Raw genomic sequence first — 12,261 nt, 5'->3', positions numbered from 1 at the left:
ACGACGAAGGCCCCCCGCGTCCGCGAGAGGCCTTCGATCTGTGCGCCGCCAGGGACTCGAACCCCGGACCCGCTGATTAAGAGTCAGCTGCTCTAACCAACTGAGCTAGCGGCGCATGACTCACGCCGACCGCTGGATCTGTGTCTCGCGGTCGGCGACAGGAAAATACTACCTGGTGCGGAGAGGTGCTTCGGACCACGTGAGGTGGGTCAGATCGCCAGGGACAGGAGGAGGGGGGTCGCGCTCCGGTTGAGCGTGTCGGCCGCCTGGCGCAGCCGGTGGGCGTGCTCCACGGGGAGGGACAGGGCCAGGCAGCCCACCGCGGAGCCGGCCGTGATCGGGACGGCCGCGCAGACCGTGCCGACCGCGTACTCCTGGAGGTCGAGGTGGGGGACCGTCGGCGGCTGGGTCTCCAGGCGGGAGAGCAGGAGCTTGTCGCTGGTGATGGTGCGCGAGGTCAGGCGGGCCATCCTGTGCCGGGAGAGGTGCTCGCGGCGGCTGTTGTGGTCGAGCTGGCCCAGCAGGCTCTTGCCGATCGCGGTGGCGTGCGCCGAGGAACGGAAGTCGACCCACTCGTGCACCACCGGGGTCGTGGGACCGTCGGCGTACTGGGAGATGCGGACCTCCCCGTCGACGTACCGGCTCAGGTACACCGCCGCGCCCACCGAGTCGCGCAGCCGGTCCAGCGTGCGCTGGAGCCGCTCGCGCAGTGCCTGTTCGCGGCCGTCGGTGGAGCCGAGCTTGGTGAGGGCGTCGCCGGTGACGTACGCCCCGTCGGTGGTCTGCTCCACGTACCCCTCGCGGCGCAGCATCCGCAGCAGGGCGGTCAGCCGCTCGGGGTCGAGGCCGGTGTGGCGGGCGAGCTCGGTGTCGGTGACTCCGGAGGTGTGCCGCGCCACCGTCTCCAGGACGCGCAGGGCGTCCTGGGCCGAGTGGTACGGCGCGGTCGGCTCGTGCTTCAGCGCCACGGTGAATCCCCCTGCGCTCGCTTGTTCGCACTGCTACTGGACCGTAACCGGACAGCGAATCCTCTCCACGATAACCGCCAAGAGGCCTGTTGTGAGCGGGTGTTGACGAGATTCCGACCCCGCCCGCACCCCTCTCAACAGGGACGAAGGCACTCTGGCATATGCCTTTGTCCTGATCCACCGCCTGGACCTCGCAGATTGAACGTCATTCAATATCCGAGGTCACAGCACCGCGCTCAGAAATTCCCGGGTCCGGTCCTGTTCCGGCTCGCTGAAGATCCGTTCCGGCGGGCCCGCCTCGATGATCCGGCCCGCGTCGAACATCAGCACCTGGTCCGAGATGTCCCGGGCGAAGTTCATCTCGTGGGTCACACAGAGCATCGTGATGTCGGTGGTGCGGGCGATGTCCCGGAGCAGATCCAGGACACCGGCCACCAGCTCCGGGTCGAGCGCGGACGTCACCTCGTCCAGGAGCAGCACCTGCGGACGCATCGCCAACGCCCGGGCGATCGCGACGCGTTGCTGCTGGCCGCCGGAGAGCTGGGTCGGGCGGGCGTCCGCCTTGTCGGCGAGGCCCACCAGGTCCAGCAGTTCGCGGGCCCGCTGCTCCGCCTCCTCCTTGGAAAGACCGAGGACCGTCACCGGCGCCTCGGTGATGTTGCGCAGCGCGCTCATGTTCGGGAACAGGTTGAACTGCTGGAACACCATCCCGATGTTCTTGCGCAGCTCGCGGAGCTGCTTCTCGGACGCGGGGAACAGCTTCTCGCCGGCGACGGTGATCGTGCCCTCGTCGGGCTTGGTCAGCGTCATCAGCATGCGCAGGATCGTGGTCTTGCCGGAGCCCGACGGACCGATCAGCGTGACGTGCTTGCCGGACTCGACCGAGAAGTCGAGCTGGTCCAGGACCGTGTTGGAGCCGAACCGCTTGGTGACCGAGTCGAACCTGATCAGCTCGCTGCCGTCCACCGGCGGGTTGGCGTGGGAGTCGGGATCTTTCATGAGGGGGGCGTCAGTGGACAAGACGTCGCTCCAGAGCTCGCAGAAGAAGGGAGGCCAGGTAGGAGATGACGATGAAGGCGACGCCGATCACCGTCAGGGGCTCGGTGAACTGGAAGTGCTCCTGGGAGTACAGCCGCGCCTGGCCGAGCATCTCCAGCACGGTGATCGCCATCAGCATCGGCGTGTCCTTGAGCATCGCGATCACGTAGTTGCCGAGCGCGGGCACCACCCGCCGGATCGCCTGCGGCAGGATCACCACCTGCCAGGTCCGCACCCGCGGCAGGTTCAGCGCCGTCGCCGCCTCCCACTGGCCGGCCGGCACGGCCTCGATGCCGGCCCGGTAGACCTGCATCGTGTACGTCGAGTAGTGCAGCCCGATCGCGAAGACACCGGTGGTCAGCGCCGAGAAGGTGAGCCCCCACTCGGGCAGCACGTAGAAGAGGAAGAACAGCTGCACCAGCAGCGGGGTGTTGCGCACGAACTCCGTGACCACCCCGACCGGCCAGCGCACCCAGCGCGTCGGCGTCCGCATCAGCAGCGCCCAGACCAGGCCCAGCGCGAACGAGATCAGCGAACCGAGCGCGAGCGCCTGAAGGGTGACGACCAGACCGTCCCAGAAGTGCGGCATGAAGTCGCCCACCGCGTTCCAGTCCCACTTCACGCGACACCACCTCCGACCCCGCTCGTCTCGGCCCGCTGGAGCTCACCCGCGGCCACTCCGCGCTGCGGCGCCTTGCCGACACCGGCCTTGAGCTTCTTCTCCAGACCGCGCATCACCCGCGTCAGCAGGAAGGCGATCACGAAGTAGATGAGCAGCAGATACGTGTAGATCTCGGCGCTCTCCTGGAGCGCGAGCCGCACCAGGTTGCCGCTGAACGCGAGATCGCCCATGCCCATGACGGACACCAGCGCGGTGCCCTTGAGCAGTTCGATCAGCAGGTTGGAGAACGGCGGGATCATCTCCGGCACCGCCTGCGGCAGCAGGATCAGCCGCATCCGCTGCCAGGGCGTGAAGCTGAGCGCGATCCCGCCCTCCTGCTGCGCCGGGTCGACCGCCTTCAGCGCACCGCGCACGATCTCGGAGCCGTAGGCACCGTAGGTCAGCCCGAGCGCCAGCGTGCCCGCCCACATCGGCACCAGCTGCCAGCCGAAGGCCGGGGGCAGCACGAAGAACACCCAGAAGATCATGACCAGCGCCGAGGTCCCGCGGAACACCTCGGTGTAGACGCCCGCGAGGAAGCGGACGATCCACCGGCGATGGGTGCGCGCGACACCGGCCACGAAGCTGACGGCGGCCGCCAACAGGGCGCTGAACAGGAGGAGTTGAATCGTGGTCCAGACGCCCTTGAGTACGAGGTCCCACAGTCCCGAGGTCATCCGCTCGCCCCTTCCCCGCACAGCTCCTTCGCGGTCAGGTCGGTCATCTCGGCCTTGGTGAACCCGAACGGCCGCAGCACGCGGAAGAGTTCGCCGCTCTTCTTCATCGCGCGCAGTTCCACGTTGAACGCGTCGCGCAGCTTCGTCTCGGTCGGCCGGAACGCGAACGCGCCCCCGTCGACATGGGGTTTGCCGTCGACGAGCGGCGCGAAGGCGTCGGTGGCCTCGGCCTTGCCCGACTTCTTCACCACCTCGCGGGTGGTCAGCGCCGTACCGGCGAAGGCGTCGACGCGTCCGGCCTCGACGGCGTTCAACCCCGCGACCTGGTCAGGCACGATCAGGATGTCGCTCTCCTTGTACCCCGCCTCGACGGCGTACTGGATCTCCGCATAACCGGTCCCGGTCGCGAACTTGGCCTTCTTCGCGACGATGTCCTTGTAGTTGTGCAGACCTTTGGGATTTCCCTTGCGCACGATGAAGGAATCGAGCATCTGATAGTCGGGATCGGCGAAGATCACCTGTTCGCAGCGTTCCGCGTTGACATACATCCCGGCCGCCACGACGTCGAACTGCTGTGAATTCAGGCCGGGGATCAGCGAGCCGAACTCGGTCGGCACGGGCTGCACCTTGTCCACCCCGAGCCGTTTGAAAATGACCCGGGCGAGTTCCGGCGCCTCGCCGGTCAGTTCGCCGTCCTTGTCGATGTAGCCGAACGGGATCTCACCGGCGATACCCAGCCGTACGACACCCGCCGCCTTGAGCCGGTCGAGCAGGTCGCCGCCGTCGGTGGTCGACGCCGTGGCCACGCGCGTGCAGCCCGCGGCCCCCAGCGCACCGAGCGCCGCCACCCCCGCGAGCAGCGATCGGCGGCTGGTCCCGGCGGTGGCGCCGGATGGGCCTGGCTTGTTTGTGCCTCTGTCGTTCCGAAGTGGTGGAGCCATGGCGGCGCGGCTACCCGAGACGATGCGATGTATGCACCATGGATGACATGACCGACCGCTACATAGAAGTCTCCCTGGTCAAACGCGGAATCACCGGCAGGGCGAAACTGCTGGACGACCGCGCCCCTCTCACCTGCGCCGCGGTATGGGACGCTCTGCCACTCGGCAGTGACGTCTATCACGCCAAATACGCGCGCAACGAGATCTACGCCCTGTTCCCGCCGTTCGCGGAATCGGAGCCGCCGCTGGAAAATCCGACAGTTACCCCGATTCCCGGAGATCTCTGTTATTTCTCCTTCGCCGGATCGGAACTCGGCACCAAGGCCTACGGCTATGACCGGGAGGTCCGCGCCGGTACGACGGTGGTCGACCTGGCTCTGTTCTACGAGCGCAACAACCTGCTCCTGAACGGCGATGTGGGCTGGGTGCCCGGCATCGTCTGGGGCCAGGTCGTCGAGGGCCTCGAAGAGCTGGCCGAGGGGTGCAACGACCTGTGGCGGACCGGGGCGGCGGGGGAGACGCTCAGCTTCCGGAGGTTGTGAGACCGGCCGGGACGGGCGCGGCGATCCCCGCCTCGTACAGCGCGTGCGCCGCGCGCAGCACCAGATCGTCCCGGTGCCGCGCGGCCACGAGCTGCAGCCCGACCGGCAGCCCGGCGCCGTCCGTGCCGACCGGCACGGTCGCCGCCGGCTGCTGGGTCATGTTGAAGGGGTACGTGAACGGCGTCCACCCCGTCCAGCGCCGCAGCCCGGACCCCTTCGGCACCTCGACGCCGGCCTCGAACGCCGTGATCGGCAGCGTCGGCGTGACGAGGAGGTCGTAGGACTCGTGGAAGCGGCCCATCCGGCGGCCGAGCTCCATCCGGACGTCCACCGCGGCGAGATAGTCGAGCGCGGAAAGCCGGGTGCCGGTCCGGCAGATGTCCCGGAGCCCGGGGTCCAGCAACTCCCGCTGCTGCGGCCCCAGTCGCTGGGTCACCCGGGCCGCCCCCGCGAACCACAGGGCGTGGAAGGCGTCCACCGGATCGGCGAAGTCGGGGTCGGCCTCCTCGACGTACGCGCCGAGCCCGGCCAGCCCCTGCACCGCCTGCCGGACCGCCGCGGCGACCTCGGGCCGTACCGCCACCTGCCCGCCCAGCGTCGGCGAGTACGCGACCCTGAGCCCCCGCACCCCCGCGCCGAGCCCCGCCGCGAACGACCCCGGCGGCGGGCCGAGCGCCGACCAGTCGCGGGCGTCCGGCACCCCGATGACGTCCAGCATCAGCGCCGCGTCCGCCGCGTCCCGGGTCATCGGCCCCACGTGCGACAGCGTGCCGAACGCGCTCGCCGGGTACAGCGGCACCCGGCCATAGGTCGGCTTCAGCGCGAAGATCCCGCAGAAGGCGGCCGGGATACGGACACTGCCGCCGCCGTCGGTGCCGAGCGCGAGGGGGCCCGCCCCGAGGGCCACGGCCGCCGCCGCGCCGCCGCTGGAGCCGCCCGCGGTGCGCGTGCGGTCGTAGGGATTGCGGGTCACCCCGGACGCCGGGGAGTCCGTGACGCCCTTCCAGCCGAACTCCGGGGTCGTCGTCTTGCCGAGGAAGACGGCGCCGTGCTCGCGCAGCCGGGCCACGGAGGGCGCGTCCTCGTCCCAACTGCCCTTCTCCGAGATCGTTCTGGAGCCCCGCAGGGTGGGTGAGCCGCGCAGCAGCAGGATGTCCTTCACCGTGACGGGCACGCCGTCCAGCAGGCCGGCCGGTTCGCCGCGCCGCCACCGTCCCGTCGACTCCCGGGCCCGGGCGAGGGCCTCGTCGGCCAACAGGCGGACGAACGCGTTCACTTCGGGCTGGATCCGCTCGGCCCGTTCCAGGGTCGCGCGGGTGGCTTCCTCGGGGCTGAACTCGCCCTTGCGGTAGCCGTCGAGGAGTTGTGCGGCGGTCAGCTCGGCAAGGTCCGTCATCTGCCCTCCAGCGTCCGGGTGTTCGGCGTCCGGGTGGTCAACAGCGCGCGTACTCAGCGTCCTGGTACGTACCCGCGGTTCTTGTCGACCACGTTCAACAGAGGCCGGCCGGCCTCCCAGCGGTCGTACAACTCCACGAACTGCCGGCCCAGTTCGTCCCGCCAGCCGACGGTGTCGCCGCTCATGTGCGGGGACACGATCAGGCCGGGCACGTGCCACAACGGGCTGTCGGGGGTGAGGGGTTCGTGCTCGAAGACGTCGAGGGCGGCCCCGGCGATCCACCGTTTCGCGAGCGCCTGGGCGAGCGCCTCCTCGACGACCAGCGGCCCGCGCCCGACGTTGATGAACCGCGCGGACGGCTGCATCACCCCGAAACGGCGCTCGTCGAACATGCCCCGCGTCTGCTCGGTGAGCGGCGCGGCGGCGATCACCCAGTCGGCGCGGGCGATCAGCCGGTCCAGGTCGTCGGGGCCGTGGATGCCGGTGTGCGGGGTGCGGCCGACCAGCGCGGTGGTGATGTCGAGCGCCTTGAGCGTGCGGGCGATGGTCCGCCCGATCGGGCCGGACCCCACCACGCACGCGCGCGTGCCCGCCACCCGCTGCGTCTCCCGGTGCCGCCAGGTCCGCTCCCGCTGGAACTCCAGGGTCCGCGGCAGGTCCTTGGCCATGCCGAGGACGAGCGCGGCGACGTACTCGGCGATCGGCTGGTCGAAGACGCCTCGCGCGTTGGTCACCACCGTGTCGGACGCGGCGAGTTCGGGACACATCAGGTGGTCCACGCCCGCGCTCGCCGTGTGCACCCAGCACGGGCGCGGCCCCTCGCCCGGCCATGCGGACAGGACCGCGCGCGAGGCGAAGTCCCACACCAACAGGACGTCGGCGTACGGCAGTCGCTCGGCGAGCGTCGACTCGTCGGCGTGCTCGACCCGGGCGCGGCCGGTGAGACTGCCGAGCCGGGGAAGCGGTTCGGCGTCGAGGACCAGGAGGGTGGGTGTGGAGGCCGGGGCGGGGACGGGGGCACTGGGGTCGCTCAGGTCACGCATACGGAAATTTTTCTCCGGTGACGATCGGCCGACGGGGTGTCGCATCGGCCCCGACGTGGCTCGACGCGGCAGGTGACATGGGTGGAACGCGGGCTTAACACAGGCGTCGACGGCGGCGGATTGACCACGCTCGCACTCGAACCTACCTTCGTCAACACGGACGTTGCGCACGGTCCGTTGCTGACCCCTTTCTCCTTGTGAGGGCGGTGCCCGCCATGGACCTGTCGTTTCTCGGTGGCCCCGCTCCGCAGCGCGGTGTCGGTGTCGTGGCCCCCTTCGACTTCGCACTCGACCGCGAACTGTGGCGCTGGGTGCCCGACGACGTCTCCCTGCATCTGACCCGGACGCCGTTCGTGCCGGTCGAGGTCAGTCTTGACCTGGCCCGCCTGGTCAGCGAGCACGAGACGCTGGCGGACGCGGTCCGCACGCTCACCGCCGTCTCCCCGGAGGTCGTCGGCTACGCCTGCACCTCCGGCAGCTTCGTCGGCGGGATCGCCGGTGAGCGGGCGATGTGCGAGGCGATGACCCGGGCCGGCGCGGTCCCCTCGATCACCACCTCGGGCGCGCTCCTGGAAGCGCTGACCGAGCTCGGCGCCCGCCGGGTGGCCCTGGTGACCCCGTACACGGTGTCGGTGACACGTGCTCTGGAGGAGTACGTGGCCGAGGCGGGCGTCACCGTCGCCGGCTGCTCCTTCATGGGCCTGACCCGGCACATCTGGAAGGTCCCGTACCGCGAGGTGGCCGACATGGCCCGCACGGCCGTCCGCGGCGACGCCGACGCCCTGTTCATCAGCTGCACCAACCTCCCGACCTACGACGTCATCCCCCAACTGGAGGCGGAACTGCGCATACCGGTGATCTCGGCCAACCAGGTGACGATGTGGGCCGCGCTGCGCCGACTGGGTACCCGGGCGGTGGGCCCGTACCAAGCGCTGATCGATCCGGCGGCGCGCCCGGGCCCCGTACTGCCGGCCGAAGAACAGCAGCAGGAAGGCTCACCATGACGTCACTCGGATTCCTCTACCCCGGCCACTCCGCCGAGGACGACTATCCGCGCATCGAGCAGTTGCTCGGCAGCGACATCCGCCTGGACGTCGTCCACACCGACATCGGCGAGGACGCGCACCGGGTGGACGCGCTGCTGGAGATGGGCTCGGCCGACCGGCTCGCGGCGGGCGTCGGCGAACTGCGAATGGCGGGCGCGGACTCGATGGTCTGGGCCTGCACCAGCGGCAGCTTCGTGTACGGCTGGGAGGGCGCCCACGAGCAGGTCCGCGCCCTTGCCCGCACGGCGGGTCTGCCGGCCTCCTCGACGTCCTTCGCCTTCGTGCACGCGGCCCAGGAACTGGGTCTGCGGCGCGTGGCCGTCGGCGCGACCTACCCGGACGACGTGGCCGCCCTCTTCGCGGAGTTCCTGCGGGCCGGCGGCGCGGAGGTGACCGGCGTCCGCGGCGCCGGCATCGTCACGGCCGCCGAGGTCGGCACCTGGGACGAGAAGGAGGTCCTCGCGCTGGCCCGCGAGGCGGACTCCCCAGACGCGGAGGCGATCCTCCTCCCGGACACGGCCCTGCACACCGCCGCCCACATCGAGACCCTGGAACGGGAGTTCGGCAAGCCCGTCCTCACCGCGAACCAGGTCACGGTCTGGGAGGGCCTACGCCTGGCGGACCGCAGGGTGAACGCACCGAGGCTCGGGGCACTCTTCACGCGCGAGCCCTTGGTGCAGGCGTCTTTCAGCCCGTCCGGCGTTTGAGGACGAGGCCCCTTCAGGGCCGATGGGGGTCTGGGGGCGCAGCCCCCAGGGAATAAAACGGAGAGTGCCTCCTGTTAACGCCGGGAACGACAGAACCGCCGAAAACCAGGAGGCACTCACCGTGACGGCAGACGAGATCCGGGGCACCGCACAGGGCACCGCCCCCGTACCCCTCTCCGTACTGGACCTGGTCACCGTCGGCGCGGGCCGCACCGCCACGGAAGCCCTGAAGACCAGCGTCGAGATCTCCCGCCTCGCGGAGTCACGCGGCTTCCACCGCTACTGGGTCGCCGAGCACCACTCCATGCCCGGCGTCGCCTCCTCGTCGCCCGCCGTGATCCTCGCCCACCTCGCCGCCCACACCGACCGCATCCGGCTCGGCTCGGGCGGCGTCATGCTGCCCAACCACGCCCCGCTGGTCATCGCGGAGCAGTTCGGCACGCTGGAGGCGCTGGCCCCCGGCCGCGTCGACCTGGGCCTGGGCCGCGCCCCCGGCACGGACGGCGCCACCGCGGCCGCCCTGCGCCGCACGGACCGCCTCAACGAAGGCGCCGACGACTTCCCCGAGCAGCTCGCGGAGCTGACCCGCTTCCTGGACGACGACTTCCCCGACGGCCACCCCTACCGCCGTATCCACGCGGTCCCCGGCCCGATCCAGTCGACCTCGCCCGGCGGCGTACAGTCCCCGCACCGCCCGCCGATCTGGCTGCTCGGCTCCTCCGGCTTCAGCGCCCGCCTGGCCGGCGTGCTGGGCCTGCCCTTCGCCTTCGCGCACCACTTCTCCGCGCAGAACACCATCCCGGCGCTCGACCTCTACCGCGAGTCCTTCCGCCCGAGCGCGGTCCTGGACGCCCCCTACGCCCTCATCGGCGTCTCCGCCCTCGCCACCGACGACGAGCAGGACGCCCGCCGCCAGGTGCTGGCCGCCTCCCTCAACATGGTCCGCCTGCGCACGGGCCGCCCCGGACTCGTGCCCACCCCGGAAGAGGCCGAGGCGTACGAATTCAGCCCCATGGAGCGGGAGTTCATCACCTCCTGGAACGCCAACGTCATCCACGGCACCGTCGACGAGGTCCGCGCCGGCCTCGACGACCTCCAGAAGCGCACGGGCGCCGACGAGTTGATGCTCACGTCCCACGCCCACAACGGCGACCTGCGCCTGCGTTCGTACGAACTGATCGCGGACGCCTACGGGTTGCCGACCACCTGATCCCCGGAGCGGGTCCGGGGGCCGATCAGCTCGGAGATACGATCCGGCGACACCGGCCGTGAGTACAGCCACCCCTGGCCGGTGTCGCAGCCGATCCGGCGCAGCCGCGAGGCCTGCGCCGAGGTCTCCACACACTCCGCGGTGACGGTCAGCCCGAGCCGGTGCGCGAGCTGGATCATCGCCTCCACGATCACCTCGTCGGCGGGGTTCGGCGGCGCGCCCGTGGTGCCGTCGCTCTCGTACTGGAAGCCGCGTACGAACGAGCCGTCCAGCTTGAGCACCGACACCGGCAGCCGGCTGAGGTAGGCGAGGTTCGAGTAGCCGGTGCCGAAGTCGTCGATGGCGATCCCGACGCCCATGTCGCTGAGGGCCTGGAGCACCTGGAGGGGCCGGCCTGCCGAGCCCATCACCGCCGACTCGGTCAGCTCCAGCTGGAGCAGCTGCGGCGCGAGGCCGGTGTCCGCGAGGGTCTTGGCCACGTCAGCGACCAGGTCGGAGTCCCAGACCTGCCGGACCGCCACGTTGACGCTGACGAACAGCGGCGGCTGGTCCGGGTGCTCCAGCTGCCAGCGGCGGGCCTGCCGGCAGGCGGTGACCAGCACCCAGCGGCCGAGCTGCACGATCGAGCCGTCCTCCTCGGCCAGTGTGATGAAGCGATTCGGCGTCAGCATGCCGAACTGCGGGTGGTTCCAGCGGACCAGCGCCTCCACTCCGTTCAGCCGCCCGTCCTCCATCCCCACCAGCGGCTGGTACTCCAGCGCGAACTCGCCCCGCTCGACGGCCGGGCGCAGCGAGGAGGACAGCGCCTGGCGGGTCATCCGGTGGGCGTTGCGCTCCGGGTCGAAGAGCGTCCAGCGGGCCTTCCCGTCGGCCTTCGCCCAGTACAGCGTGGTGTCGGCGGCCTGCATCAGGGCGGTCGCGGTGGTGCCCGTCGCGAGCCGCTCGACGACGCCGATGGACGCCGACACCGACACCCGTTGACCGCCGAGGTCGAACGGGGCCTGGACCGCCTCCAGGACGGACTCGGCGAGGTCGGCCAGTTGCTCGGTGCCGGTCGAGTCCTCCACGAGGAGCGCGAACTCGTCGCCGCCGAGCCGGGCCACCAGCGTGGCGCCCGCCCGGCCCTGCCCGACCTCGTCGGCGCAGCGCGTGAGGCGTTCGGCCACGGCGGACAGCAGCCGGTCGCCGACGCGGTGGCCGAGCGTGTCGTTGACGGCCTTGAACCCGTCCAGGTCCAGGTAGCACAGCCCGATTCGCCCGGTGCCGCCGTCGGCGTAGGACTCCGCGTCCAGCGCGGCCGTCAGGCGCTCGAAGAACAGGGTGCGGTTGGGCAGCCGGGTCACCGGGTCGTGCATCTGCAAGTGCCGCAGCCGGTCCTGGAGTTCGTGCTGGGCGCTGATGTCGGCGACCGACAGCAGGATGCCCTTTCCCGGCGCGGGCAGCGGCGCGACCGCGATCTGCGCCCACACCGACTCCCCGTTCGGCCGCTTCAGCCGGCGGGTGCAGCGCAGTCTGGCCTCCCGGCCGCGCAGCACCTCGCGGTAGGCGTGCCAGGTGCGCGCGTCGGACGCCAGGTCGACGAGGTCGGCGGCGACCCGGCCGGTCAACGCGTCGGGCGCGCTGCCGAACAGGGCGCCGAAACCGTCGTTGGCGCTGACGACGAGACCCTCGCGGTCGACGACGGCCATCGCGAGGGAAGAGGTCCTGAAGACGGACCGATAGATGGTGTCACTCTCTGTGACGGCGGACCGATCGAGGTCTGCCGCGGGCGCCGGCCCTTCGGACGTTCCGCTCACCGCTCGCTCCCGCAGTGCATTCGATCTCTGTCCGTGCAGGAAAGTGTGCCGATCATAGAGGCAGACCCAAGGGCCTTCCAGCCACTGTCCAGTGTCCAGGATCGGGCGACCGTTCTGACAGATCGTTTCTGCCCGCACCTGGACGTGTTCATCTGGCCTCCGACCAGTTGTGACGTTCCGTGAGCGGTTCGGAGTGTCGTCTCTGACGGTCTTTCGGCTGACTCACTCTTCTGGTG

At 70.5% G+C, this 12,261-nt stretch carries 12 protein-coding genes and 1 tRNA gene; 4 read left to right on the top strand and 9 right to left on the bottom strand.

Features of this window, described 5'->3' with window-relative positions; all coding sequences use genetic code 11:
- Positions 1–41: 41 nt before the first annotated feature.
- The 6 genes from ACIP6U_RS36665 to ehuB form a co-directional block, all read right to left on the bottom strand.
- A tRNA-Lys gene (locus ACIP6U_RS36665) sits at positions 42–115 on the bottom strand.
- 94 nt (positions 116–209) lie between these two features.
- Positions 210–968 carry an IclR family transcriptional regulator gene (locus ACIP6U_RS36660; protein WP_401726902.1) on the bottom strand — a complete coding sequence of 253 codons (759 nt, stop codon included), beginning with the start codon at positions 966–968 and terminating at the stop codon, positions 210–212.
- A 222-nt stretch (positions 969–1,190) separates the two neighbouring features.
- The gene (gene ehuA, locus ACIP6U_RS36655; protein ID WP_401726900.1) at positions 1,191–1,967 is read right to left on the bottom strand and encodes an ectoine/hydroxyectoine ABC transporter ATP-binding protein EhuA; all 777 of its coding nucleotides are present in this window, start codon (positions 1,965–1,967) and stop codon (positions 1,191–1,193) included.
- Between the two features lie 10 nt (positions 1,968–1,977).
- Complete coding sequence (gene ehuD / locus ACIP6U_RS36650) at positions 1,978–2,628, bottom strand: ectoine/hydroxyectoine ABC transporter permease subunit EhuD (protein WP_124000211.1); 651 nt, start codon at positions 2,626–2,628, stop codon at positions 1,978–1,980.
- Positions 2,625–3,344, bottom strand: a complete 720-nt coding sequence (gene ehuC / locus ACIP6U_RS36645; protein WP_401726898.1) for an ectoine/hydroxyectoine ABC transporter permease subunit EhuC — start codon at positions 3,342–3,344, stop codon at positions 2,625–2,627. Before ehuC ends, ehuD begins: the two co-directional genes overlap by 4 nt.
- The gene (gene ehuB / locus ACIP6U_RS36640) at positions 3,341–4,285 is read right to left on the bottom strand and encodes an ectoine/hydroxyectoine ABC transporter substrate-binding protein EhuB (RefSeq protein ID WP_401726896.1); all 945 of its coding nucleotides are present in this window, start codon (positions 4,283–4,285) and stop codon (positions 3,341–3,343) included. The genes ehuC and ehuB overlap by 4 nt, the downstream gene beginning before the upstream one ends.
- Positions 4,286–4,332: 47 nt before the next feature.
- On the opposite strand from ehuB, the gene ACIP6U_RS36635 reads away from it, so the two are divergent.
- Positions 4,333–4,827, top strand: coding sequence for a DUF3830 family protein (locus ACIP6U_RS36635; RefSeq protein ID WP_401726894.1), 495 nt, complete (start codon positions 4,333–4,335; stop codon positions 4,825–4,827).
- Here the strand turns inward: ACIP6U_RS36635 and ACIP6U_RS36630 are convergent.
- Both ACIP6U_RS36630 and ACIP6U_RS36625 read right to left on the bottom strand, forming a co-directional pair.
- Positions 4,808–6,223, bottom strand: coding sequence for an amidase (locus ACIP6U_RS36630; protein WP_401726892.1), 1,416 nt, complete (start codon positions 6,221–6,223; stop codon positions 4,808–4,810). The two genes, ACIP6U_RS36635 and ACIP6U_RS36630, sit on opposite strands and share 20 nt — an antisense overlap.
- Positions 6,224–6,276: 53 nt before the next feature.
- Positions 6,277–7,266 (bottom strand): D-2-hydroxyacid dehydrogenase, encoded by a 990-nt coding sequence (locus ACIP6U_RS36625; protein WP_401726890.1) that lies wholly within the window; start codon positions 7,264–7,266, stop codon positions 6,277–6,279.
- A 215-nt stretch (positions 7,267–7,481) separates the two neighbouring features.
- On the opposite strand from ACIP6U_RS36625, the gene ACIP6U_RS36620 reads away from it, so the two are divergent.
- From ACIP6U_RS36620 to ACIP6U_RS36610, 3 genes are all read left to right on the top strand, one after another.
- Complete coding sequence (locus ACIP6U_RS36620; RefSeq protein WP_401726888.1) at positions 7,482–8,270, top strand: aspartate/glutamate racemase family protein; 789 nt, start codon at positions 7,482–7,484, stop codon at positions 8,268–8,270.
- Entirely contained in the window at positions 8,267–9,019 is a 753-nt protein-coding gene (locus ACIP6U_RS36615; protein WP_401726886.1) for a decarboxylase, read from the top strand. The genes ACIP6U_RS36620 and ACIP6U_RS36615 overlap by 4 nt, the downstream gene beginning before the upstream one ends.
- A 121-nt stretch (positions 9,020–9,140) precedes the next feature.
- Positions 9,141–10,229 carry an LLM class flavin-dependent oxidoreductase gene (locus ACIP6U_RS36610; protein ID WP_401726885.1) on the top strand — a complete coding sequence of 363 codons (1,089 nt, stop codon included), beginning with the start codon at positions 9,141–9,143 and terminating at the stop codon, positions 10,227–10,229.
- Here the strand turns inward: ACIP6U_RS36610 and ACIP6U_RS36605 are convergent.
- On the bottom strand, positions 10,208–12,025 hold the full coding sequence (locus ACIP6U_RS36605; protein ID WP_401726883.1) for a putative bifunctional diguanylate cyclase/phosphodiesterase: 1,818 nt from the start codon (positions 12,023–12,025) through the stop codon (positions 10,208–10,210). The genes ACIP6U_RS36610 and ACIP6U_RS36605 overlap by 22 nt on opposite strands.
- Between the last annotated feature and the right edge of the window lie 236 nt (positions 12,026–12,261).

The organism is Streptomyces sp. NPDC088794 (assembly GCF_044750545.1).
Classification (GTDB): Bacteria; Actinomycetota; Actinomycetes; order Streptomycetales; family Streptomycetaceae; genus Streptomyces.
Note: the sequence above shows the minus strand (reverse complement) of the source record. Positions and strands in the feature narration are given on the sequence as shown.